Origin of the sequence: Enterococcus sp. AZ095a, assembly GCF_050546735.1 — a bacterium.
In the GTDB taxonomy this organism is placed as follows: domain Bacteria; phylum Bacillota; class Bacilli; order Lactobacillales; family Enterococcaceae; genus Enterococcus_D; species Enterococcus_D entomosocium.
On record NZ_CP172953.1, the window covers coordinates 3,536,698 to 3,560,030 of the forward strand.

Genomic DNA, 23,333 nt, shown 5'->3' on the forward strand with positions numbered 1-23,333 from the left:
CAAGACATTTTTTATGATTTCATTTCTAAAACTAAGCTTTAGGCACAAATAATTTCGGGGCTGCCTTGACTAAGAGACCTAGGACGACCCCTACATAAACGATATTGATAATGACCGATGATCCATTGAAGATCAAGGAATACAGATACGGACTTTGTCCTGGCGGTGCGTACATTCCCCAGACAAAGACTCCAGCCCAATAATGCCAAAACCAACGGCTGATCACCGCCACGATGCCCCCTAAGACGACATACCACGTAACGGTTTTGCTGTTTTGACGGATCGCTTGTTGGATTTTATTAGCAAACAAGCCGCCCATCCCGCCAAAAGCAAAGGCAAAGGGGTATTCAAAGATGATCTGTGGAACGGTGATAAAGTTACGCATGGCGCTACCAATCAAAATATTCAGCAAGCCCCAAATAAATCCCGCCGTCATTCCCGGCAGCACCCCGCGACGATACGAATACAAGACCAAGGGCACGAGCCCTAGAGACAAGTCGATACTGGAATTGGCTGTCTGGATCGGGATATACGACAAGACGACCCCGATAGCAGCAATCATCGTTCCTTCCGTCCACACTTGCAGCGACATTTTTCGTTTCAAAAAAAACTCCTCCTTTAGAATCATCACAATTCACAAAGGAGAAGTGTTAGACACTTCAACTCGTCACAATTCCTACGTTCGCATGATCGAAACAGGTACGAAGGGTTTAGAGTACTCTCATTCTCAGCCTTTGCAGACTCCCCTTTGTGATTAGATTCTATTTTATTTTGTGCTTGCGTTTCGCAAGTCACTTTCAAGAATACCATAAATTGATGAAAAGAAACATGACTGCGATCGTTTTTTCTAAAAACATCCTGAAACTCCTCAGAAAAAAACAACCAATGAGCGGTTAAAGACCGACCATTGGTTGTTGTTCTCATGCTTATGAGGCACGATTAAATTGATAATTTTGATTCAAACAGTGGACTTACTGGTTTGTTCTCATGGATTCGTTTGATCGCTTCGCCCATCAAGGCACCAACACTGATCTCATCGATTTTTTTCGACTTACGGTCTTCTGGCAAGTAAATCGAATCTGTCACAACTAGATGCTCAATGGCCGAATCTTCGATCCGTTCCAAGGCAGGTCCTGACAAGACAGGGTGAGTACATGAGGCGTAAACACTTTTGGCACCTGCTTGTTTCAACGCATTCGCAGCCAATGTGATGGTACCAGCAGTATCGATCATATCGTCGATCAAGACACAAGTTTTGCCTTCAACATGACCAATGATATTCATGACTTCCGCTACGTTGGCTTTCGGACGACGTTTGTCGATGATCGCGATTGGTGACTTAAGAAACTCAGCTAATTTGCGGGCACGAGTCACGCCACCGTGGTCTGGTGAAACGACTACGACGTCATCGCCTTGAATGCCTCTTTCCAAGAAGTAGTTGGCGATCAATGGTGCACCCATCAAGTGGTCAACTGGGATATCAAAGAACCCTTGAATCTGTGAAGCATGCAAATCCAGTGTAACCATACGGTTCGCACCGGCTTTTTCGATCATGTTTGCTACAAGTTTTGCGGTGATTGGTTCTCTTGATCGCGCTTTGCGGTCTTGTCTTGCATAACCATAATAAGGCATTACTACATTGATCGTCTTCGCACTGGCGCGCTTCAAAGCATCGATCATGATCAGCAATTCCATTAGGTTATCGTTTACAGGGCTGCTGGTTGATTGAATCACGTAGACGTGGGCACCACGAATACTTTCTTCAATATTCACTTGGATTTCACCATCGCTAAATTGTTTGACTGAACACTTACCTAATTCAACACCTACTGCAGCTGCGATTTTTTCCGCCAAAGGACGATTTGAGTTCAGAGAAAAAATCTTCAATCTTGGATCAAAATAATGATTTGACATGAGAACCTCCACTTTCTTTGCGTTCATCTAGAAAAAAATGACTCCTTTTTACTAGAATCTTCTTCCTAATAAATAGTAGTCATTTTTCCTTAAGAAATCAAGTCATTTCGCTATTTCTAATTTAGATAAGGTAACTTTTTCGCGTAATCCGCTTTATTTTCCTGACGGGCGCGGGCAATCGCCATACTGTGTTTAGGAACATCTTTGGTGATCGTTGAGCCAGCAGCGATCATCGTTTCCTCTTCGATGGTCAAGGGTGCAACCAGATTAGACCCGGAGCCGATAAAGCAATTGTCCCCGACAGTCGTTTTAAATTTGCTCTTGCCGTCATAATTAACAAAGACTACACCGCAGCCGACGTTGATGTTTTTGCCTAAGGTTGCATCACCGACATAGGACAAGTGTCCGACTTTGGTGCCTTCACCAATCGTCGCATTTTTGATTTCCACAAAGTTACCGATATGGGCATGGGCCAAAATTTCCGCATTGGGGCGAAGGTGGGCATTGGGACCGACATCGGCGCCATCATGAATGATGCTCTCCTCGATCGTCGATGCCTTGATCGTCACTTGGTTGCCGATCTTGCTGTCTTCAATTTCAGAAGCTGCCGTAATGACACAGTCTTCTCCGATCGTCGTCTGCCCTTTGATGATCACACCGGCTTCGATCAAGGTATCTGAACCAATCACAACGCCTTCGTCGATATAAGTCGTCGCCGGGTCGATCAAGGTCACGCCGTTTTGCATGTGTTGACGGTTGATCCGCTGGCGCATCAAGCGATTGGCTTCGGCTAAGGCGATGCGGTCGTTGACTCCTAAAGATTCATGGAAATCTTCGGTTTGATAAGCAGCGATGATTTTGCCGTCTTCCTTTAAGATCTCGATAATATCAGTCAAGTAGTACTCCCCTTGGGCATTGTCCGTATCTAATTTTGCCAAGGCGTCAAATAACAATTCATTGTCAAAGCAATACGTGCCTGTATTGATTTCTTGGATCAGTGCTTCTTCGGTCGACGCATCTTTTTGCTCGACGATTTTTTCCACGATGCCGACATGATCCCGTACGATCCGGCCATAGCCCGTTGGGTCTGCCGCTTGTGCCGTCAAGATCGTTGCCGATGCATTTTTCCCTTGATGGTAATCGAACAAGTTATTCAAGGTTTCCGTCGTCAATAACGGCGTATCCCCACTAATTACTAAGGTCGTGCCTTTTTTGCCCTTTAAAAATGATTCGGCTTGAACGACAGCGTGACCGGTACCTAATTGTTCGGCTTGTAAGGCGTAATTGGTGCGATCCCCCAGTTGCTCCTTGACCATTTCCGCCCCGTGACCAACGATCGTCACGATCTCTTCAGGATTTGTTTCCACCACTCGGTTCATGATGTGCTCCACCATTGGCTTACCGCAAACCGGATGTAACACTTTATATAACTTCGATTTCATGCGCGTGCCTTTTCCAGCCGCTAAAATTATTGCAAAACGTGCGTCCACGTATTCCACTCCTATCAATCTGAACGATTTTTGTTCATTGAATTTCCTATAAACAGTTTAGCCCAAGTACTTGTAAATTTCAACGATTTAAGGAATCCCCACCTAGACCAATCAAAAAAAGACTGGCAGCCGCCGTTCGAAAAACAGCTGCTTGCGCCAGTCTAAGAGCCACAAAAATCAGGCTTTTTTCTCAAAATAATTTCCCGGTACTACCGAGATCGTTTTGGTCTGGGTATCGACATCTTCAACATACAGCAGAGAGCTGTAATCGCTGATGGCCCGCTTGCCTTTGAATTTCGTTTCGGCAAAAACCGTAATACCGACTAATTCGGCTTCAAATTCTTCAATCAAGCTCTTCATCCCATTGACCGTGCCGCCGCCTTTCATAAAGTCATCGACCACCAATACTCTAGAGCCGCGCTTTAAGCTGCGTTTGGATAATTCCATTTTTTCGATCCGCTCTGAAGAACCAGAGACATAATTGACACTCACGGTCGAGCCTTCAGTGATCTTGGAATCACGACGCACGATCACGAAGGGAACATTCAAGTAGTAAGAGACTGCTTGAGCGATCGGAACTCCTTTAGTAGCAACGGTCATCACCGCATCGATTTGTTCGCCTAAATATTTGGAAGCGATGATGCGGCCGACTTGGCGCAGCAATTCCGGTTCGCCCAATAAGTCAGATAGATAGACATAGCCGCCAGGCAACAAACGGTCTTGCTCAGACAAGCGTTTTGCCAGCCCTTCAACGTACGCATACGCTTCTTCTTCAGAAATTTCAGGCACAAAAAAAACACCGCCAGCAGCGCCTGGCACGGTATCAAGAATGCCTGTTCCTCGTTCTTTAAAGGTCTTTTTGATAATAGATAAATCTTCGCTAATCGATGATTTTGCAGAGGCATATCGTTTAGAAAAGAAGGACAATGAAATCAATTCATGGGGATGATTCAACAAGTAATGTGTCATATCGATCAGTCGTTCACTTCGACGTATTTTCACACCGGACAACTCCTTTAGTTTATTCGCCTTATTATAAGGCTTTTTCGGGATAAATGCGAGCATTATCTGAAATATTGCTTATATCGTTCGGTTTTGATTAGAGTTTAAAAAAAAGAAACGAAAATTCTTCGTTTCTTTTTCATAAAGCCCTTTATTTGAGGCGTTGTTTTCGTTGCACGAGGATCACGATGCGTTTGATCAAATTGATTACTAAGAAAAGAGCGATAAAAACCAGCGTGATCGTCGCTCCCGGTGGTGTGTCCAAATAAAAGGAACTGGTCAAACCAGACATCATCCCAATCATGCCAATCACGACACTGATCAAAATCACCGCGTTGAAGCTTTTGCCTAAACGCATACTGATGGCAGCTGGTAAAACCATGATCGCAGAGATCAGCAATGCACCCGCAATCGGGATCATCATGGCGATTGCCACCCCCGTCAAGACATTAAAGAGCATCGACATCACTCGCACAGGCAAGCCATCGACATGAGCGGTATCTTCATCAAAGGTCAAAATGTACATGGGCCGTTTGAATAAGAAAAATAAAGCAAAAACGACTAAAAACAAAAAGCCTAAGATCCAAACTTGCTCTTGTGTGATCGTAACGATCGACCCAAACAAATACGATTGGATACTCGTTGCGGAGTTCCCCCCGCTAAGGTTCATCAAGACGAGGGCTAACGCTAAACCGCCGGACATCAAAATGGCGATCGAAATCTCTGAATAACTGCGGTACAGTGTTCGCAAGTATTCCAAAATGATTGCGGCAATGACTACAATCAATAGCGTCGTCAAACTCGGATTTAGATTTAGAAAGAAGCCTAGTGCCACCCCTGCTAAAGAGACATGGGACAGCGTATCAGCCATCAATGACTGTCTTCGAATCACCAGAAAGACCCCTAGCATTGGTGCGATACCAGCAATAAAAATCGCCGCAAGAAAAGCTCTTCTCATGAATTCATATGAAAGCAGCGCCATGGTGAATCCTCCTTCCGCACTAAACGGATCTGACGGTCCGCATATTCTTTGATATCTTCGTGATCATGAGTGATCATCAAAATCGACTTGCCGTGGTCATGAGCATTGTGCCGCAGCAGTTCATAAAACAGATTGCGGGATTGTTCATCCATCCCCGTAGTCGGTTCATCTAAAATAAATAAATCAGGATCCGTGGCAAAGACCCGTGCCAAGCTGATCCGCTGTTTTTGGCCACCGGACAACTCACCGATCCGTTTATGACGCACGTCCCACATCCCGACGGCATCTAATGCACGGCGGACATGTTCATGGTCTCGTTTCGTCAGTCGCTTGAACCAACGATCTCTTGGGTAGCGGCCTGATTGGACCAATTCCAAAACGGTGCTGGGGAACCCGACGTTAAAGGAAGCAATCTGCTGAGGAATGTAGCCGATGCTTAATTTTTCACCAGCTGCATTCTTGGTCGCCAAGGTGACTGCTCCTTTAGAAGGTTTCAACAAACCAAGGGTTGCTTTGATCAAAGTAGATTTTGCCGCCCCATTTTCGCCGGTCAAAATCACGAATTCGCCGTCTTCAACAAAGTAGGAAATGTCTTCCAAGACGGGCTCATCGTCATAATAAAAGGTCAAATCTTTTACATCGATATAACGCACGCAGGCGCCTCCTTAGTGAATACTTTTTTGTAATGCTGCCAAATTGTCTTCCATTACAGACAGGTATGTTTCGCCGTTATCCATCTGCTCTTGCGTCAAGCTTTCTAATGGATTCAAGACCGCTAACTCCACGCCCGTTTCAGAGGCTAAGGTCTCAGCCACCTTCGATGAGGCATTTTCTTCAAAATAGATAACTTTGACTTGTTTTTCTTCCACATATTCTTTCAGCTCAGCCAACCGACTTGGCGTTGGTTCTTGATCGGGTGAAATGCCCGAAATCGATTCTTCGACTAAATCATACTGCCGTGCCAAATAGCCAAAGGCTGCGTGCTGCGTAACGAAGGTTCGTTGGGTCGCATCCTTTAATGCCGCTTGGTAGGCTTCATCTAAAGCAGAAAGCTTTTCGATATAGGCAGCCGCATTTTCCGTGAAAGTTGCCTTTTGCTCAGGAAACTTCGCAATCAAGTCATCGCGGATCGTTTCTACTTCTTGGATCGCTAAGACTGGGTCGGTCCAAACATGAGGGTCATACGTATGATCATGGCCTTCATGGCTGTCTTCGTCCTCGTGACCATGCTCTTCCTCTGTGCCTTCCACCAACTGAATGTTTTTGGCCGCTTCAATCACTGCTGTTTGCTCAGGATCGACGGAATCCGTCAAACTAGCAACCCAAGTTTCTAGCTCAGGACTATTGTAGACCAAGGCATCTGCATCCATAATTTTTGTCATATCTTTGGCACTTGGCTCATAGTCATGGGGTTCTGTTCCTGCAGGGATCAGCAAGGAGACATCCGCTGCCTCACCTGCGACTTCTTTCGTAAATTCGTACATTGGGTAAAAGGTCGTGACGATCGACAGTTTTTCTGCGTCACTGGATTGACTTGTCGCTTCTTGCTGCCCACAAGCGCCAAGAAGCACGCCCCCTAAAAGGAGTGCTGTAGTAAGTAAGATTTTTTTCATCGGGATTTCCCCTTCCATTTGCTGACTCATCTTTTTATTTTAAAACGGAACAACTCCGTTTTGTTAGCAAAAGTTACTCTATCAAATGATTTCCGGTTCGTCAAGACAAATCGTACGTTTTACGATTTAAAACTTTTATTTCGAGATAAATCGGAAAACATAGGAGAAAACGTTCATTTGAAGCGGATTCTTCTCTCGGGAACATCGTCTTATTTTACACCGTTGGCCATGCGTTTCCTTTGTGATAACTTGAAAAATTAGAGAGTAAGTAGGATAATCATTTAAAAGCACTTGGAGGAAACGAAGATGAACGAATTTGTAACTGTGCCGCCAACTGTAAACAACAGCGAACTGCTGAATCGAATCGATTTACCAGAAGATCCTGCATCGCAGCAAACCGAAGAAATCCGCAAAACGATCGACAAACCATTGTACGAAGAAGACAAAAAGAAAAAATCCGCAAAGAAGCAGCACCAAAAAGAATAGCCTTTGCTTTACGTAAAGAATCAGACCCCGACGCCTTTTTTTCGTCGGGGTCTTTTCTGTAAGGCAGCTTCTAGATGCTTCCTCCCTACCTCAGCTGCCTTATTCTTTACTATTGAACTGGATTTTATAGAAGGAATGCAAAAAAACACAGGCGAATCCAGCCTGTGTCCTTGACTCATTCATTTCAATGTACGTACAAGATAAACCTCGTCGCAGAACCCTTTTAAGGCATTGTAGACCCGCTGTGCCCGTGAATATTTTTGACAAAGAGCAAAGACAGTCGGTCCGCTGCCGGTCATCAAGGCAACATCTGCGCCGTATTTCATCATGCGATCTTTGATCTGTTGGACGATCGGATACTTCGGGATCGTGATGGCTTCTAGGCTATTGCCCATGGCAGCGATCATTGCTGGGTAATCTTCGGCTAAGACGGCGGCAGACAATGCTGCGATATCTGGATGGTGCAGTTGGTCCAGCTCAACTTCTTGAAAGATTTTCCCCGTTGAAACACTCAGACGAGGTTTGACTAAGATGACCCAACATTGCGGCATCGGCCGCAGCGGCGTCACCAGCTCCCCTTTTCCTGCAATATGAGCAGTGGTCCCATACAGACAATAGGGAACATCAGTGCCAACTTCCATACCAATATCGATCAGCTCTGCCATGGAGAGATCCAAGTCCCAAAGGCGAACCATCCCCCGCAGCGCTGCCGCACAATCCGTACTGCCACCACCTAACCCAGCTGCCACCGGGATATTCTTGGTGATGCGAATACGAATGCCTTTTTTGATACCATAGCGTTTTTTTAAAATACTGGCGGCCTGATAGACATTATTGCGTTTATCGATTGGTAAAAAAGCTTTGTTGGTTTCTACAATGATCTTATCTTCTGCTATCTCTTCCATTATCAGACGGTCGGCTAGATCAACACTAGACATCACCATTTCCAACTCATGGTAGCCGTCTGTTCTTTTCTCTAACACATCGAGACCGAGGTTGATCTTAGCTGGCGCTTTTTCAATAATCTCCATCTTCATTCATCCAATCATCTGATAGTTATTTAGTTCTATCATAGCAGATTCTTATAAGATAGTTGAGTGATTTCTCTTGTTTTTATGATTGTTGCCATTTTGGTTGCCCTTTGGCTTGGTTCCTCGTAAAATAGAGGTACCAACTCAATGGATAAAAGAAAGCGGGGGAACCACATGGCAAATTTGATTCCAAGAGATTTAGCAGGCGGCGAAGAACTATTAGGCAAATTAATGAACAGTTTTTGGCAAGAACGACAAATGAACACGGACATTAAAGAATACGAAGACAAGTATCTCGTTCAAGCAGATTTACCCGGCATCAAGAAAGAAAACATCCGCGTCAGTTACGTCAACAACACGCTGACGATTTCAGCGGCTCAAACGGAGACCACTGAAACCGAGGATGATTTCGGACATTATTTGCGCAAAGAACGCTCCAGCAGTGCCTATCAACGGACCTTCACCATCACAGACATTGATGACGAGTCCATCAAAGCAGTGTTTGAAGACGGCGTTTTGACCCTGACTTTACCGAAAGCTAGCTACAAAGACGCACCTGCAAAAAACATTCCGATCGAATAACAACAAATTAAAAAAGCAGTCCCCCCAGAGGAAACTCTGGTCGGGACTGCTTTTCTTATTTGCGTGCTTGTCGTCGATACGCCTGTCTTGAGGTCTGCGGTTCTTCTTCGGAGACCTCTTTTTTGACATACAATTTTAAACTGTATGGTTCGTGGTATTTGACATCGTTTTTGACAAAATCACCGCCAGTGATAAATAAGCCCACTGGCTCTAAAGGTTGCTTGCCTGTCCATTGAATCGTGCCAATTTTCGTCATCTCCGTGTAGCTGGTCCCGATCTGCAATACGTACTCGTTTTTCCCTTGCTGTTTGACAAAATAGTAAGGGTACAAGGTATTTTTCGGAATCGTAAAGCCGTTGGATGACGGTTTGATCGCCAATTCTTCTTGAGCGATCAAGGTCTGCAAATGATTCGCCAATACCAGCTGATAGTCTTCTTCAAAATCGATCACCGCTTTTTCAGTCGTCAAACGATCAATGTCGGTGGTGCTGATAGTTTCCCCTTCAATATTGAAGACTTCATCCGGCAAGACTTTGACAAAGGTCTGAGTGACATCGAACTTCATATTTTTATTCAAGAAATAATAGAAGATATTCAGTACCCAAAAATAGACTAAGACCAAAAAGCCGATCGTATAAAGGATCGCTTGAAAATAGTTTTGGTTCGCAAACATTCCATAGATGATCCGTAAAATATACGCCGTTGGAATAATACTGAGGATGGTATAGGCGCGATTCAAGTATTTGGGACTGATGTCAAGATAGCCCAAAAATTTGTGGATGCCGTTGATTAAATCTAAAATAAGCGTCATTTTCTCACCTACTCATTTCCTTGATTCTCATCCATGATCCCTTGTGGATCTGGCGTGGTCTCTTCACTTGAAGAAGGTGTTTCCTGATTGTTTTCCGATGGTGCCGGTGAAACATTGGCATCGCTTGATGGCGTCGTTTCTGCAGGCACCGAAGAAGACGGGGTCGTTTCTGGTGTTACTACTTCACTGCTGGATGACGGTGTTGTCTGCTGGTCATCGTTCGTCGGCTGTGAGTCCGTGCTTGCAGGTGTTTGATTTTGACTGTCCTCCGTTATCGAAGACGGTGTGCTTTCACTTGGTGTTTGTTCGGTCGTTTCTGTCGTTTCCGTCGCACGACTTGGTTGGCGGTAACTGCCTGAATTCACCACGCCGGTAGCAGTGGCAATGATCGTTGATATCGTTAAAAGTGCAATTGGTTTTAAAATAGGCGGGACTTTTCGCATGATTCTCATCCTTTTCTTACCCGATTCTGCCCATCGGCAGTCTCGGTTCCTTCAGCCTCTTCTTACCTTTATAATCGTTTCTGACAAAAGGGTCAAGATTCCCGAGGCTTCTGTCGCAGGATTTAAAAAAAACTAAACATGTAACTGTTTTCACAAAAAATAACGACGACAGTTGCCGCCGCTACACAAGGTATTCATAAAACTTTTCAAAGGTCAGGTGCAACGTGCCATGGTAATCCCGTAAAAGGGCGGGCAATGCGATTACTTCTTCATGTTGGATCGGGGCATCGATTTGAATCACCGCTTGCTCATCATCCAGATAGTAGGAACTAAACAGCTCATCATCGGTGATTTCTTCTAATTGATTGGTCAGCTCTTCATAAAACTTTTCTACGATCGGTTCTGCCAACTCATCAAAGACCGGCTGCAAGGCTGCCTCTACAGCTGGAAAAGGCTGTGCGAGTAATTGCTGTCCGCTGAGGGAACGCCGGGTATTCTCATAGGTCAAATAAAGCAGGTCGAAATAATCCTCTTCTTCCCCGATCGCTTCTAGCGTCAAAAGGGCTTTTTCTACCAATGAAACCAAGGACGAGGATACCTCTTGATGCATCACCGCATCGACTTTTTCAAATAGTTGCTGTTTCTCGATGACAAATGTTTCTTCCATAAAAGTGAATTCCGCTTTTTCAAAGCAAAGGGGGGTATCAGAGATAAATAGTTGGATCGTTGCCATGGCGTTGCCTTCTTTCTTTTTCAAGCTGCAGACAAACAGATGATTTGTCAACAGCGAAAATCTTCGTTAGCATAAATAATAGCAGGTGAACAAATTGTTCATCAAGTAATAAGGAGGAGATCGAATGAGTAAAGTTGCTGTTATTGTCACTGATCTAGTTGAAGATGTTGAATTGACGTCACCAAAAGAAGCACTGGAAGCGGCCGGACATGAAGTAGTCGTTATTAGTAATGAAGGCGCCGAGACCGTAAAAGGCAAACAAGGTGGAACGTTTCCCGTTGATGCGGCCATCGATACGATCGATCCCGCCAGTTTTGATGCTTTGTTGATCCCAGGCGGTTTCTCCCCTGACCAATTACGGACCGATGAGCGCTATGTGTCATTGACGAAAGACTTTTTGACATCTGATCGTCCCGTCTTTGCCATTTGCCACGGCCCACAACTGTTTATCCAAACAGGACTGACGAAAGATTTGACCTTGACGGCTTATGATTCTGTGCGACCAGATTTAGCCTACGCAGGTGCCACCGTCAAAGATGAGCCCGTCGTGATCGACGAAACCTATCGGTTGATCACCAGCCGAAACCCAGATGACTTAGATGCCTTCAATCAAGCCATTACCGAGGCATTGAACTAACCACGAATAAGACTTGGTTTCTTAGAGAAAAAAAGCCGCCAGTTGCAGCGTTCGATCCTTCGTATCGATCGAGCTGCAGCTGAGCGGTTTTTTTTTGCGTAGCTTTTCAGTTTTCAGTGAATGGCTTTTTTCCTGTTACTCGTCAGAGGGCAACTCAAAACCATCGAAGGTCTCGCCATCATAGTAGCGCAATAATTCTTCCGTCGATAATAAGGAAGACGTCATTTCTTCCTGCGCCTCATTGACCTCTCGAAGTTGGGCAAGGTAAGCCGCGTAGGCTTCTGCCAACTACCGGTAAACAGCTTGCCGCGATGTTCCTTCCCCTTGGATCGTCGGCAATTCACGGATAAAAGCCCGATAGACGGGGCGGTTTTCCTGCCATTCGATCGGCAACTCAATTACTTGAAGCTGGGCTTCTTCAAACCATCGTTCCATTGCTCTCCCTCATTTCTTTTCTTATTATCGTCAAGTTGGCAGCAAAGGTCAATCGGTGAGCAAAAAAACACAGAACAAGCGTTGAAAGAAATTGACCTATCCGCAAAAGCTCGCTTGTTGGGCTAACTTTTACGGATGCGGCAATTTATCTGCTTGTTCTGTGTTTTACTCGTTTTTATGCGGCAACATACGCATATTTTTCAATGTTTTGTCGGATCGTTTCAATCATGTCTTCATCACGCAAGCCAGTGATTTCTGCAATGACTTCCGGTAGTGATTTTTCATCCAAAAGTGCTTGTAACTGTTGGCTTTGCTCATCTTCAGGGTCTTTGTAATTGAAGATCATGCCGATCGTTTCATAGAGATGATCTGGCTGCATGTTGCGTTTTTCTAACTCAAGGACTGGTCGGATAAAGCGTTCTTCGGTCCCTAATTTGCGAACAGGTGTCCGTGCCACCCGAGTGATGGCATCGGAAATGTGCTTGTTTTTAAAGCGTTGGATGATTTTTTCGATATACCGTTCATGTTCTTCAGGATCAAAGGCCCATTTCTCAATTAAAAGGCGGCCAGTTTCTTCGAGAACGGATTTTAATTGGATCACCACTAAATGATCCTGCATCGCTTCATCGATCGTCTGATAGCCTTGGAGGGCGCCTGTGTACGCTACCGTGGCATGACCCGTATTGACACTGAATAATTTCCGTTCAATATACGGTTCCAGATCCGCCACATAATGGACCCCTTGCAGATGGATCGAGGATTTCATCCCTGACTCTTGGATCACCCATTCGCAGAAGGGTTCTACTTGAACGAATAAGGGATCTTCATGGTGCTGCAGCGGTACGATGCGATCCACCGCTGCATCTGGAAAACCAACCGTCGCTTCCAACGCTGACCAATCCGCAATGTATTTTTGCACTTCGCTTTTTAAAAAGGTCGATCCGCCGATCATATTCTCACAGGCGATCACATCAATGGCTGGCTTGTCTGGGTGTTGCTGACGTGCTTCTAAGCCTTTGGCGATCAGCTCAGCGATATGCGGCAAAATGTTGGGACCAATGGCGGTCGTAAGGATGTCTGCCTCGGCGATCGCTTGGATCACCGCTTCTGGTTCTTTGGCATTGTTCAATCCTGTCACATGCTCGATGTGGATCTGTTCTTGGGTCTCATCGGCTAATTCGATGGTATACCCTTGTCTTGCTTTCAAGGCGTCAATGATCGTTTCATTGACATCAATAAATGTGATTTCAAAGTTGTTGGCAGCCAATATCTCGCCGATAAAGCCGCGACCAATATTACCTGCACCAAAGTGAACTGCCTTCATGTCTTGTCTCCTCCTTAAATCCTTATGCTACGGTCAAACTTTGGGCGATTTCTTCTTTATCCAAAGCATCCGCCAATTCGACGACGTTATCGATATCACTGCAAAAGAGGGCGATTTGTTGGACCAATTGCAGATGATCTTCCCCTTTGCCCGCGATACCAAAAAGGACGGTGACGATTTTTTCTTCGTCCGCTGTACCGAAATTCACGCCATCAGGCACTTGCACGATACAGATACCTGATTTTTTGACGTATTTTTTGGCTTCATCCGTACCGTGAGGAATCGCAATAAAGTTCCCCATATAGACTGAGAGCATCTCGTCACGCTCAAGCATGGCTTCGACGTATTCTTTTTCCACACAGCCTGCCGCCAGCAGTTTTTCGCCGCAGTAACGAATGGCTTCTTCTTTGGTCGCAAATTGTTTGTTCAATTCAATCATGTCTTTTTCTAATACTTGCATTCGGCTCATCCTTTCTTAATTCGCTGCTTTGATCGATGCCACGATCCGTTGATAGTTCGTCGTTCCCATCAGATTATTAACGGATAGATGGATCGCTTCTGGCGCTGAGGTTTGCGCTTGCGGCGTTAAGGCTTCTTTTGTGATCACCAGTGAAGAGGCGTTGGCATGGAGATCATTGATATGGCTTTTTCTGATCGGCATCGTCAGAGCTTCTTTGGCTAAAAGATCTTGGAAGACTTTCTGAGCCATCGTTGCCGAACCTTTGCGGTCATCGTGGGCCAAAATGATTTCACTGACTTGCTTAAGGTCATTGGCGGAAGGAACATCTGCCTGGTTGCCTACTTCAGACTTTTTTTCTGACTCCCCCGCTGTCTTAGTCCCTGACAATGTAGCTACGATTTCATCGTACCGTGGAGAGTTCAGGAAATTCTCAACCGCGACGAAGGTCGCATTTGGCGCTTTTTGTTTGGCACGTTCTTGCAATTCTTCTTGAGTAACGATCAGCGTATTGGCATCGTCCGTCAAATTGTTGATGGCGGAATTCGAAACATTTTGTGGAAGACCCGCTTCTTTGACTTTTTTACGTAAGATCGATGCCCCCATAGCACTGGAGCCCATGCCTGCATCACATGCGAAGATGATGCGATTGATGCCAGTCATTGGTTGAGCCGCCAAACCTTTGGCGCTGAGTTTTGCTGCTTGCGTTTGTTGTACTTTTTCTTCAAAATTATCCACTGTATCCTTCGCATCCGCTTTCAAAATTGCGGCAGCGACGATAAAGGACACGCCTGCTCCTACGGCAATTCCGGCTAAGACAGAAACGACACTCATCACCGAGTTGAATGGCGTCATTGCTAAGATCGCAATGATCGAACCTGGGGAAGCAGGTGCTCGTAAGCCTGCACCTAACAATTGGAAGGTAAAGCTTCCTGATACACCGCCGGCAATCACTGCTAAGAACATCAATGGTTTCATCATGACGTATGGGAAGTAGATCTCATGGATCCCACCGATAAAGTGAATGATGATCGCTCCAGGTGCCGAAGATTTCGCTGCTCCTTTTCCGAAGAAAGTGAAGGCTATCAAGACTCCTAAACCAGGTCCAGGATTGGCTTCTAATAAGTAAAGAATTGATTTCCCAAATTCGCTGACTTGCTCAGTACCTAGTGGTGTCAAAATTCCATGGTTGATGGCATTGTTTAAGAATAAGATTTTTGCTGGTTCAATAAAGATATTGGCTAATGGAATCAAGTGGGCATTGACGATCACTTCTACCCCTGCTGCCATTGCTTCTGTCAAGGTGTTAACAACTGGCCCGATTGCTACAAAGCCCAGTAATGCTAAAGCAAAACCGATCAAACCTGATGAAAAGTTGTTGACCAACATTTCAAAGCCAGCGCGAACTTTGTCTTGGAAGATCTCGTCAAATTTCTTGATGACCCAACCGCCTAAAGGACCCATGATCATTGCACCCAAGAGCATTGGGATATCCGTTCCGACGATGACCCCCATCGTTGCGATCGCCCCAACCACGGCTCCGCGGTCACCAGCAATCACTTTCCCGCCGGTATACCCAATCAAGATTGGGATCAAATACGTTAGCATTGGACCGACCATCGTTGCAAAGGCTTCATTTGGTAAATACCCATCTGGAATAAATAATGCCGTTAATACACCCCATGCAATCAATGCGCCGATATTTGGCATCACCATACTCGACAACGTACTGCCTAATTTTTGAACTTTTGCTTTTACTGATGATTTGGCTGCTTTTTGTGTCTGTTCCATTTTTTTCTCTCCTCTCGTCTGCTTACACCCTTATTGTAGGCGCTTCCCAAAACGGTCGAAAGTCGTACTTTGGCACAAAAAACTGTGCCAAAACTTGTAGCCAAACAGGCAGAACAAAAAAACGCGAGTAGCCCCTACACTCACTGGCTTTTTGTTATGTTTCACGTGAAGCATTTTTTATTTGGTTTTTGCCAAAACGAAAAAAAAACGTGTACCCGCTCCTTCTACTCAAGGTAGAAAGAGCGAGCACACGGAGGCGGCTCATTCACTCATTTCGTTCGCTGCTCTTGTTACAAGCCAGTCTGCTGCTGATTGCTTATTCTTCTGCCAGCAAAATCTGTTGGATCTCTTCAACCGATTCGGCATCACTAAGCGCCCGAACATTTTGCATATCGGAACAAAAAAAGGCGATTTCTTGCAAAACAGCTAATTGCTGCTCTTTTAGGACGACTACGAAAAGGATCGTAGCGATTTTGGGTTGCTCCTTCGTGCCGAACTCGACGCCATCCGGCACTTGGATCAAAAAGAGCCCTTCTTCCTTGATCCATTGTTGGGCTTCTTCTTCCGCATGGGGCAATGCAACAAAGTTACCGATATAAACACCTGTTTTTTGATGGCGCCGCAAAAGGCTTTTGACATAAGGTAAAGAGACGATCTCCTGGTTGACTAAGTACTCGCCAATTTTTGTCAGAGCCTCTGTGGCATCGGTAAAGTGTTGATCCAACAAAATCCGCTCCTGTGGAATATACATCGCTGATCCCTCCTATTGTTTTACTTCTTCAATCAAGAGCGAAGAGAGTAACTGATAAATAATCGAATCATTGCCGGAATTAAAAATCTCCGTATTTAGATCATTCATAATGATCGAACCACTGATCTTCCCTAACATCTGAGAGCTTGTTTCATTGATAGGATAGGGCGCCAGCATGACTAATAAACGGGTAACAGCGATCTCTTTTTTATCCATCGCTAGAAGTGGCAGCGGCTGTTTCAAATCGAAAATACGAAAAACTGGTTGCAGGATCGCCGAACTCGCCGCGTGAAACAAGGCAAAGTGGGTGTCAGGAATGCCCACTGGCGCTTGGAAGTAGCGCCGTAAGAGACGATCAACGACTTTCTCACGATCCAAAACAACATGTGCATCAAAAGACGTCAGCACCAGCTGCAACGTTTCTTCCAAGTCCGCTGGGTTATCAATCGCCTGCACTTGAAACAGCGCCAATAGCTGGTTAATAGCTTCGATAAAAGCCAAGACCGCTTCATAGGATTCCTCTTTGACTAAAGCAGAGGGCGCTTTTTTGGCGGAACGTTTTTTCTGACTAATGGCTTGGAAGGCCTTCTTCAACTCTTGAATGTCTTCTTCTAGCAGGATCGGTGAAACGAGTTTGTATTCTCCTTGATACCCTGGCAGCAATGAAGTCGAGATCACCAAGTCATAGGTCTCCTCGATATTTTCCCGTTTGACATCCCCCACTCGAAAGAAGGTGATTTGATTGATAAAGGGAAAATGTTTCCGCAGCTGCATCTCTAACAAACTGATGGAGGCTAATCCGCTAGGAGAGATCCCTGCAATATTGACTTCTAACACTTTCGGATTTTTTTCCAACGAATTGGCAAAATGCAGGACCATATAAGCGATTTCTTCTTCCGAGAACTGCTGCTGCGGAAAGACTTGCGGCAGATGATTGCGAATCCCGCTGGCGATCTCGACATACTGGTTCATGATTTTTTCTAGGATAGGGTTGTTCAAATGATCTTCTTCTAAAATAGCCCGCGTCATTACTCCTGAGATATGGGTCAGCAGCATTTTATACAAGTTCGTGTCTTCATAAAATGCCACTTCCGTTTGCTCACTGACCAATTCGATCAAGCGTTTTACACGATAAGCCAAGTCGGTGTCAAAATTGTCATCAAAAAAATCACGATCAAAGGAATTGGCAAAATCACCTAGTAACACGGCAAAAAAGACGATTTCGTTGATGGAATAAAGCAGTTTGGTCTTTTCGGCGATCTGAGCAAAAATCTTTTTCGCCACCTTCAGCAAGTCTTTGTTGATCTGACTCGGGTACGTCTCTTCTTCCACCGTATAGCCCAAAGCTACCCGATCCATGGCTAGCGCCAGCATCAAGACGATAAAGGCTAATTTGCGGTCACTAAGTTCCTTGAATTGGGGTTCGATGGTTTCCCGAATCAACCGCTGGGCTAGCAATAGATGGTCGCGGGACAGAAATTGAAAAATAAACGGGGCTTCATCATCGGTTTCCAGTAAATGGAAAAATTGGTATTCATTGATCTCCATCACTAGTGTATTGGCTGTGAGCAACCGCCGATACTTTTCGGAGCCTTCGATCTCATACCCTTGATTGCGCACGATCCTTAACGGCAGCCGTGCGAGACTCTCTTCAAGCTGTTTGATGTCTGAAAAAAACGTCGTGTTGCTGATTTGGTAACGCTCCAAGAAAAAATGACTGGATACAGGCTTCGTGGCGGTAGTCAGTTGCAACAAAATACGGTGTTGCCGCTCACTAGCCGCGAATTCTTGATCGGTATCTGCCATAATGGCTTCTTGCAATTGGCGAATGCTCGTTTCTGATGCAAAAATTTGGAAATGACCACGACCGACCTTCTCTAAGGTAGCACCTACTGTTTCTAAGGATTTTTCTAGATTAGCCAGTTCACGGTACACCGTTCGTTTACTGACTTTTAAGACTTGCATCATGCGATCTAAAGAAACCGGACCGGTACTATTCATCAATTCCGTTAATAAAAGTGTTTCACGATTGGTCAAAAACATAGTCGACTCCTTCTGTCAGTAACTGACGATACGCATCTGTCGTCAATAAATCATCCACCACCAGTAAAGAAACATCTGGCATCGGGCACTTTTCTGCAAGTTCTTTCGGGAGGATATAGACTGCCGTAGGATCAAGAGCTTGTCCTTCATATGCCATTTTTTTGATGGTCAAAGACAGCGCTTGTTGGCGAGCCATTTTTCTTAATATCTCCACTGCCATCGTTTGTGAACCGCGTTTTTTTCCAGTATACAAAAAGATGATCGTTGAAAACCCTAGCGAATTTTCTGCTTCGATTTGTAACGATTTTTGCGGATCCTGTTCTCTTCTTTGTAATTCTTGGATCAGCGGAGCATACTCATCTGCCGCCAAAAAATTATCTAGCACATAATGCTGTGCGTGTGGTGTCTGCTTTTGGGCAATAGCTGCTAATTCCCGTTGGGTGATCACTAACAGCTTGGGATCATCGGTCACACGATAAATCGACTGATAGCGGACAGGAAACGTTAGCTGGGCTTCTTGCAACTGTTTTTTTAGTATGCTGGCACCAATCGCACTGGACCCCATCCCTGCGTCACAGGCCACGACGATCTCCGTGACTTTCTTCATTTTCGGCATCTTACGCTCCTCATTTTCTGTATTGGTCTTCCGTTTTAATAGCACACTAACGATCGCAAACGATACGACCGTACTGACGACAATCCCAGTTAAGACACCAAGGATCATAGAAGCCGGTGTATTGAGCAAAATCGCCAAAATCGAGCCCGGGGACGCCGGTGCTCTCAAGCCTACTCCTAAAAATTGGAAGATCAGTGTACCGCTGAAACCACCAACGATCGGACCGAGCAACACCCAAGGATCGAGCAGAACAAACGGGAAATACACTTCATGAATCCCACCAATAGCCTGCACAAAAATGGATGCTGCGGCATTCGTTCGGTTTCGCTTTGAACCAAAGAAAAGATACGCCGCTAAGACCCCTAATCCCGGACCAGGGTTGGCCTCGATCAAAAATAAAACCGACTGACCGTTAACTGCCGCGGCTTCGATTCCTAGCGGCGTAAATAGTCCATGGTTGACAATATTATTAAAAAACAAAACTTTCAATGGTTCTACAATGATATGAATAAAGGGCAAGACATTTTGCCGAACGAAATAATCCACGAGCTGATAGCTGCCGAGACTGAACCAATTAAAAAGCGGCGCCAATAGGAAATAACTACCTAAAAAAAGGAGTCCGCCAAGCGCACCTGCAATAAAATTGCGCACCAGCATCTCATAGCCACTTTTGACCTTACTCACGAACGAATCACTGCGATACAACAGCCAGCCTGCCAGTGGACCCAGTAGCATCGCCCCAAAGACTTGGGGAATATCCGTTGCGAGAATAGCCCCTAAGACCGCCACTGCTCCTACGACCCCACCTCGCTCAGGTGCCAACATTTGCCCACCTGTATAAGCAATCATGAGGGGCAGCAACACAGTCAAGACCCCTTGTTCCATTTGCTGGATCACTTGTTGATCGACTGAAAACAAAGGCAGCAGGAATGAAATCAGCATCCATGCAATAAAAATACTTAGATTCGGCATCATCATGCGAGAAAGATAATTCGTATAAAACTTAACCGTTATCATTTTTTCTCTGGAAGACGAGGTCTTGTTCATTTTATCCGCTTCCTTTCTCTTTTCTATTATAAGATGTTCTGGCAAGACTGAAAACAAAAAAAGCATACGTTTTTTAAAACAGAAATCAAAAAAAGCTGACGTAAAACGCCAGCTTTTGAAGTAGCTTCAATTGATTTAGTTTACGCGCACCGCGAAATCTGGTGAGTAATAAGAGTAACTGCTGACAGAAACATTTTGACCAGGTGTTGGTGCATGAACGTATTGTCCGTTACCCATAGCGATCGCCACGTGGTGTGTGCTTCCGCGGCTACCCCAGAATAACAAGTCACCGGCTTTTGCTTCGTTGATCGAAATTACCGTACCGGAAAATTCTTGTGCGTAAGTTACCCGTGGTAATGAGATCCCAACTTTAGCAAATACATATTGTGTAAAGCCAGAACAGTCAAAGCCGTCTGGTGTCGTACCACCCCAAACATAAGGGGTACCAATGTATTTCATTGCTTCTGCTACGATTGCTGAACCATTGACCGTTTGTGCGGGTGCAGGAGTACTGCTTGAACCGTTGCTGCTATTATTTGATCCTTGGTTGTTATTGCTATTGTTATTATTGACAGGTGTCGATGGTGTCGTATTTGCTGAACCGCTGCCTTGTGATGAACTGCCTTGCGTAGTATCAGTCGTCGTACTAGAATTTGTTGTGGCGCTTGATGTCGTTGAATTCGACGTTGAAGATTCGCTTGGTGCTGCTTCCTGAGTAGCTGCTTCAGCTGCTGCCGCTTCTTGAGCCGCTGCTTCTTGTGCTGCTTGTTCACGAGCTGCTGCTGCCGCCGCTTCTTCTGCAGCGATGCGAGCTTGTTCTGCTTCGTATTCTTCTTTTTGTTTTTCTAAATCAGCTTTTTCATCTTCTTTAGATGCTTGTTGAACAGCCAATTCCGCTTGCAAAACATTCAAATCAGCTTGTTTGGCTTGTAGATCCCCTAATTGTGTTTCTAATTCAAATTGGTTCGCTGCGATCTCTGCCAATTTATCGTCGTTTTCCGCTTTTTTCGCTTCAACTGCTTCTTGGTCTGCTTTTTGTTGATCCACAAGATCTTTGTTAGCATTGACGATCGTCGTCATTGCTTGCACACGGCCAATAGCATCTGTTAAAGAGTCAGCTTCTAATACTGCATCAATAAAGTTCGTGCTTTGTCCATTGACTTGAACATCACGAGCTTGTTTTTGGATCGCTTCTTCACGCTTTTCGATTCTGACTTTCAAATCGGCAATTTCTTGCTTCAACTTTTCAGAATCCGCACGCAAATCCCCTTGTTGTTGCAACAAAGTTTGGGCTTTTTCATTGATTGCAGTCACGTCGCTTTCAAGTGCTGCTACTTGTGACTGGATGCTCGCTTGCTGGTTTTGCAAGTCAGAGATCTCTTGATTTTTTTCTTCAATTTTATTGTCAAAATCTGATGCAAAGACAAGTGTCGGTGCTGCTGCAGAAGTAAGAACAATTGAACTTACTAACAATAAAGATAAAATTCGCTTTTTCACTCTTCATTCCTCCGGCTGTTGCTTCCCCTAATATGGTTTTTTTATGTATAAATGCTTAAGAATACCTAAAGTCCTTCACGATAGTGTGATTGTAACACAGCCGTATGTCAGAGAGATAAAAGGAATATTACAAAAACATTTCAATCTCTGTTATTTTTATACAGTCAAACGCAAAAAAAATGAAGCTATTCGTCTTTGAATAGCTTCATGAATGGAATAACTAAAAGGATAAACAAAAGGATGTTCAATAAAAGCGTTGGTGCTAAAAAGCGGGAAACAAAGAATGACGTGCTAACTGATGCGATCTTAAACAGCAATTGAACCCCCAATGTCACAACTTCTAAGCTGGTAACAAAGATGATCATTCCGAAAAACATGGTAAATACATTTTGATAAAGCGTATTTTTCAAAATATACATAATCCACACGATCAAGGGAAACGCCACCGTGTAGATGCCGATCACACCGACATAATACACGTCATAGAGACAGCCGATCACCAGCGCCGTGGTAATCAAAAAGTTTTTCGGCAAATACTTCGCGCCACATAAAAGGGCGATCAATAAAAGATGCGCACTGGCGATATAATTGTCTTGGGTCCATTTTTCCAAAAAACGCGTCAGTTGTCCATCTGCCAACATCATCAAAAAGAAGACGCCCGCTGCCAGGTATTTGATGTAGTCATGCTTTTTCATGGCTATTCCTCACCTGCCAAGCGTTTGATAATCGTTACTGCTTGAATATCATACATTTGGGCATACGGTTTTACAAATACTTGGGTATCAAGACCAAACTCATCTTTGGTGGTACGGATCACTGTTCCGATCGCTAAGTCGGCGGGCGAGTTTCCTCCTAATCCAGAGGTCTGCACGACATCGCCTTCCTTCAGCTCATTGTCCCCCGTCAATTGGGTAATGACTAAGGAACGTTCTTTTTGATCGTAACTACTTAGGATCCCAAAGTTTGACCCATCTTCGCCGCTGATCCGAACCGGATAGTGGTTGGAATTCTGGTTTTCAGAAGTCAAAAGTTCAATTTTAGAAGAAGCTGCATTGACCTCAATGACACGACCAATCAAGCCTTTTTGCGACATGACTGCCATGTTGACCTCAACGCCATCTCTTGAGCCTCGGTCCACGATCAGCATATCTTGCCAAGTATCAGGTGACCGATTGATGACATTGGCGGAGATCCGTTCATAATTCGTCAAGGTTGCATTCAGCTCTAGCTCTTCTTTCAAGGCATCGATTTCTCTTTGCGCATTGTCCTTCGCTTGTTCCAGTTCCTCAAAACTGTCCAATTTCTCTTTTAAACGTTCATTTTCTTCATAGGTCACAAACAAATTTTTGACTGAATTGGCACCATTTTCGATCCAACGAAAAGGAGCGGTAATCATTTTATCGATAAAGCCAACGGAGTCATTGACCGTAGATTGCACGGCATTGGTGGAGTTTCCCGCTGCTCGGCGGGCGATCGTCACGCTTAATACGGTGACAACTAAAATCACAATAATCAATGTGATGATAATATTTTTATTAGGATTAAACTTTTTCACAAAGACACCTCAAATAATTCCAAACTGTAGTTCCAATTTTACCATTAATACCCTGCAAACAAAAGCTAAGTTGTCCGTCTTAATGTTTTTTTT

At 44.7% G+C, this 23,333-nt stretch carries 23 protein-coding genes, 1 pseudogene and 1 riboswitch; of the genes and pseudogenes, 3 read left to right on the forward strand and 21 right to left on the reverse strand.

What is annotated here, in order from left to right; all coding sequences use genetic code 11:
• Nucleotides 1–31 precede the first annotated feature (31 nt).
• The 7 genes from thiT to IGJ26_RS16355 all read right to left on the reverse strand — a co-directional run bounded on the left by thiT (nt 32) and on the right by IGJ26_RS16355 (nt 7,001).
• A complete protein-coding gene (gene thiT / locus IGJ26_RS16325) occupies nt 32–604 on the reverse strand; it encodes an energy-coupled thiamine transporter ThiT (RefSeq protein WP_430599755.1) in 573 nt (190 codons plus the stop codon).
• Between the two features lie 52 nt (nt 605–656).
• Nucleotides 657–758, reverse strand: a riboswitch (TPP riboswitch).
• Between the two features lie 181 nt (nt 759–939).
• Nucleotides 940–1,914: a ribose-phosphate diphosphokinase gene (locus IGJ26_RS16330; protein ID WP_008381705.1), complete on the reverse strand. Its 975-nt coding sequence runs from the start codon at nt 1,912–1,914 to the stop codon at nt 940–942.
• 116 nt (nt 1,915–2,030) lie between these two features.
• Entirely contained in the window at nt 2,031–3,404 is a 1,374-nt protein-coding gene (glmU, locus tag IGJ26_RS16335) for a bifunctional UDP-N-acetylglucosamine diphosphorylase/glucosamine-1-phosphate N-acetyltransferase GlmU (RefSeq protein ID WP_034871957.1), read from the reverse strand.
• A 177-nt stretch (nt 3,405–3,581) separates the two neighbouring features.
• Nucleotides 3,582–4,406 carry a pur operon repressor gene (purR, locus tag IGJ26_RS16340; RefSeq protein ID WP_008381701.1) on the reverse strand — a complete coding sequence of 275 codons (825 nt, stop codon included), beginning with the start codon at nt 4,404–4,406 and terminating at the stop codon, nt 3,582–3,584.
• Between the two features lie 151 nt (nt 4,407–4,557).
• On the reverse strand, nt 4,558–5,388 hold the full coding sequence (locus IGJ26_RS16345; RefSeq protein ID WP_005230272.1) for a metal ABC transporter permease: 831 nt from the start codon (nt 5,386–5,388) through the stop codon (nt 4,558–4,560).
• A complete protein-coding gene (locus IGJ26_RS16350; RefSeq protein ID WP_005232967.1) occupies nt 5,361–6,041 on the reverse strand; it encodes a metal ABC transporter ATP-binding protein in 681 nt (226 codons plus the stop codon). The genes IGJ26_RS16345 and IGJ26_RS16350 overlap by 28 nt, the downstream gene beginning before the upstream one ends.
• Before the next feature lie 12 nt (nt 6,042–6,053).
• A complete protein-coding gene (locus IGJ26_RS16355; protein WP_139843219.1) occupies nt 6,054–7,001 on the reverse strand; it encodes a metal ABC transporter substrate-binding protein in 948 nt (315 codons plus the stop codon).
• A gap of 306 nt (nt 7,002–7,307) precedes the next feature.
• Here IGJ26_RS16355 and IGJ26_RS16360 point away from each other — a divergent pair, with 306 nt between their 5' ends.
• Complete coding sequence (locus tag IGJ26_RS16360; RefSeq protein WP_005232965.1) at nt 7,308–7,487, forward strand: hypothetical protein; 180 nt, start codon at nt 7,308–7,310, stop codon at nt 7,485–7,487.
• Between the two features lie 179 nt (nt 7,488–7,666).
• On the opposite strand, the gene ispE is transcribed toward IGJ26_RS16360, so the two are convergent.
• Nucleotides 7,667–8,518 carry a 4-(cytidine 5'-diphospho)-2-C-methyl-D-erythritol kinase gene (ispE, locus tag IGJ26_RS16365; protein ID WP_008381696.1) on the reverse strand — a complete coding sequence of 284 codons (852 nt, stop codon included), beginning with the start codon at nt 8,516–8,518 and terminating at the stop codon, nt 7,667–7,669.
• 174 nt (nt 8,519–8,692) lie between these two features.
• Here ispE and IGJ26_RS16370 point away from each other — a divergent pair, with 174 nt between their 5' ends.
• Nucleotides 8,693–9,100, forward strand: coding sequence for an Hsp20/alpha crystallin family protein (locus IGJ26_RS16370; protein ID WP_034871953.1), 408 nt, complete (start codon nt 8,693–8,695; stop codon nt 9,098–9,100).
• A gap of 55 nt (nt 9,101–9,155) precedes the next feature.
• On the opposite strand, the gene IGJ26_RS16375 is transcribed toward IGJ26_RS16370, so the two are convergent.
• The 3 genes from IGJ26_RS16375 to IGJ26_RS16385 form a co-directional block, all read right to left on the reverse strand.
• Nucleotides 9,156–9,911: a DUF6681 family protein gene (locus IGJ26_RS16375; RefSeq protein WP_016621099.1), complete on the reverse strand. Its 756-nt coding sequence runs from the start codon at nt 9,909–9,911 to the stop codon at nt 9,156–9,158.
• A gap of 8 nt (nt 9,912–9,919) precedes the next feature.
• Nucleotides 9,920–10,354 carry a hypothetical protein gene (locus IGJ26_RS16380; protein WP_086316707.1) on the reverse strand — a complete coding sequence of 145 codons (435 nt, stop codon included), beginning with the start codon at nt 10,352–10,354 and terminating at the stop codon, nt 9,920–9,922.
• 181 nt (nt 10,355–10,535) lie between these two features.
• A complete protein-coding gene (locus IGJ26_RS16385; RefSeq protein ID WP_061053507.1) occupies nt 10,536–11,087 on the reverse strand; it encodes a hypothetical protein in 552 nt (183 codons plus the stop codon).
• A 124-nt stretch (nt 11,088–11,211) separates the two neighbouring features.
• Here IGJ26_RS16385 and IGJ26_RS16390 point away from each other — a divergent pair, with 124 nt between their 5' ends.
• On the forward strand, nt 11,212–11,724 hold the full coding sequence (locus IGJ26_RS16390) for a type 1 glutamine amidotransferase domain-containing protein (RefSeq protein ID WP_008381689.1): 513 nt from the start codon (nt 11,212–11,214) through the stop codon (nt 11,722–11,724).
• A 135-nt stretch (nt 11,725–11,859) separates the two neighbouring features.
• On the opposite strand, the pseudogene IGJ26_RS16395 reads toward IGJ26_RS16390, so the two are convergent.
• From IGJ26_RS16395 to mreC, 10 genes and pseudogenes are all read right to left on the reverse strand, one after another.
• Nucleotides 11,860–12,159: pseudogene (locus IGJ26_RS16395) on the reverse strand (hypothetical protein).
• A 175-nt stretch (nt 12,160–12,334) separates the two neighbouring features.
• The gene (locus tag IGJ26_RS16400) at nt 12,335–13,483 is read right to left on the reverse strand and encodes a mannitol-1-phosphate 5-dehydrogenase (RefSeq protein ID WP_008381686.1); all 1,149 of its coding nucleotides are present in this window, start codon (nt 13,481–13,483) and stop codon (nt 12,335–12,337) included.
• 22 nt (nt 13,484–13,505) lie between these two features.
• Nucleotides 13,506–13,943, reverse strand: a complete 438-nt coding sequence (locus IGJ26_RS16405; protein WP_005230254.1) for a PTS sugar transporter subunit IIA — start codon at nt 13,941–13,943, stop codon at nt 13,506–13,508.
• A gap of 15 nt (nt 13,944–13,958) precedes the next feature.
• Nucleotides 13,959–15,731 carry a PTS mannitol transporter subunit IICBA gene (locus IGJ26_RS16410; RefSeq protein ID WP_430599756.1) on the reverse strand — a complete coding sequence of 591 codons (1,773 nt, stop codon included), beginning with the start codon at nt 15,729–15,731 and terminating at the stop codon, nt 13,959–13,961.
• 316 nt (nt 15,732–16,047) lie between these two features.
• Nucleotides 16,048–16,482 carry a PTS sugar transporter subunit IIA gene (locus IGJ26_RS16415; RefSeq protein ID WP_144330821.1) on the reverse strand — a complete coding sequence of 145 codons (435 nt, stop codon included), beginning with the start codon at nt 16,480–16,482 and terminating at the stop codon, nt 16,048–16,050.
• Between the two features lie 12 nt (nt 16,483–16,494).
• Complete coding sequence (locus IGJ26_RS16420) at nt 16,495–18,525, reverse strand: BglG family transcription antiterminator (RefSeq protein ID WP_101699574.1); 2,031 nt, start codon at nt 18,523–18,525, stop codon at nt 16,495–16,497.
• Nucleotides 18,506–20,254: a PTS sugar transporter gene (locus IGJ26_RS16425; RefSeq protein ID WP_429960292.1), complete on the reverse strand. Its 1,749-nt coding sequence runs from the start codon at nt 20,252–20,254 to the stop codon at nt 18,506–18,508. Before IGJ26_RS16425 ends, IGJ26_RS16420 begins: the two co-directional genes overlap by 20 nt.
• Before the next feature lie 69 nt (nt 20,255–20,323).
• Nucleotides 20,324–21,685: an NlpC/P60 family protein gene (locus IGJ26_RS16430; RefSeq protein ID WP_086332821.1), complete on the reverse strand. Its 1,362-nt coding sequence runs from the start codon at nt 21,683–21,685 to the stop codon at nt 20,324–20,326.
• Between the two features lie 185 nt (nt 21,686–21,870).
• On the reverse strand, nt 21,871–22,380 hold the full coding sequence (gene mreD, locus IGJ26_RS16435; RefSeq protein WP_005232950.1) for a rod shape-determining protein MreD: 510 nt from the start codon (nt 22,378–22,380) through the stop codon (nt 21,871–21,873).
• A 2-nt stretch (nt 22,381–22,382) separates the two neighbouring features.
• Entirely contained in the window at nt 22,383–23,240 is an 858-nt protein-coding gene (gene mreC / locus IGJ26_RS16440; RefSeq protein WP_005232949.1) for a rod shape-determining protein MreC, read from the reverse strand.
• Nucleotides 23,241–23,333 lie beyond the last annotated feature (93 nt).

What these genes read in the sequence shown, in the direction of transcription:
- IGJ26_RS16330 (WP_008381705.1), bottom strand. Translation starts at nt 1,914, where the DNA reads ATGTCAAATCATTATTTTGATCCAAGATTGAAGATTTTTTCTCTGAAC.
- IGJ26_RS16345 (WP_005230272.1), bottom strand. Translation starts at nt 5,388, where the DNA reads ATGGCGCTGCTTTCATATGAATTCATGAGAAGAGCTTTTCTTGCGGCG.
- IGJ26_RS16355 (WP_139843219.1), bottom strand. Translation starts at nt 7,001, where the DNA reads ATGAAAAAAATCTTACTTACTACAGCACTCCTTTTAGGGGGCGTGCTT.
- IGJ26_RS16360 (WP_005232965.1), top strand. Translation starts at nt 7,308, where the DNA reads ATGAACGAATTTGTAACTGTGCCGCCAACTGTAAACAACAGCGAACTG.
- ispE (WP_008381696.1), bottom strand. Translation starts at nt 8,518, where the DNA reads ATGGAGATTATTGAAAAAGCGCCAGCTAAGATCAACCTCGGTCTCGAT.
- IGJ26_RS16370 (WP_034871953.1), top strand. Translation starts at nt 8,693, where the DNA reads ATGGCAAATTTGATTCCAAGAGATTTAGCAGGCGGCGAAGAACTATTA.
- IGJ26_RS16375 (WP_016621099.1), bottom strand. Translation starts at nt 9,911, where the DNA reads ATGACGCTTATTTTAGATTTAATCAACGGCATCCACAAATTTTTGGGC.
- IGJ26_RS16380 (WP_086316707.1), bottom strand. Translation starts at nt 10,354, where the DNA reads ATGCGAAAAGTCCCGCCTATTTTAAAACCAATTGCACTTTTAACGATA.
- IGJ26_RS16385 (WP_061053507.1), bottom strand. Translation starts at nt 11,087, where the DNA reads ATGGCAACGATCCAACTATTTATCTCTGATACCCCCCTTTGCTTTGAA.
- IGJ26_RS16390 (WP_008381689.1), top strand. Translation starts at nt 11,212, where the DNA reads ATGAGTAAAGTTGCTGTTATTGTCACTGATCTAGTTGAAGATGTTGAA.
- IGJ26_RS16400 (WP_008381686.1), bottom strand. Translation starts at nt 13,483, where the DNA reads ATGAAGGCAGTTCACTTTGGTGCAGGTAATATTGGTCGCGGCTTTATC.
- IGJ26_RS16405 (WP_005230254.1), bottom strand. Translation starts at nt 13,943, where the DNA reads ATGCAAGTATTAGAAAAAGACATGATTGAATTGAACAAACAATTTGCG.
- IGJ26_RS16410 (WP_430599756.1), bottom strand. Translation starts at nt 15,731, where the DNA reads ATGGAACAGACACAAAAAGCAGCCAAATCATCAGTAAAAGCAAAAGTT.
- IGJ26_RS16415 (WP_144330821.1), bottom strand. Translation starts at nt 16,482, where the DNA reads ATGTATATTCCACAGGAGCGGATTTTGTTGGATCAACACTTTACCGAT.
- IGJ26_RS16420 (WP_101699574.1), bottom strand. Translation starts at nt 18,525, where the DNA reads ATGTTTTTGACCAATCGTGAAACACTTTTATTAACGGAATTGATGAAT.
- IGJ26_RS16425 (WP_429960292.1), bottom strand. Translation starts at nt 20,254, where the DNA reads ATGCTTTTTTTGTTTTCAGTCTTGCCAGAACATCTTATAATAGAAAAG.
- mreD (WP_005232950.1), bottom strand. Translation starts at nt 22,380, where the DNA reads ATGAAAAAGCATGACTACATCAAATACCTGGCAGCGGGCGTCTTCTTT.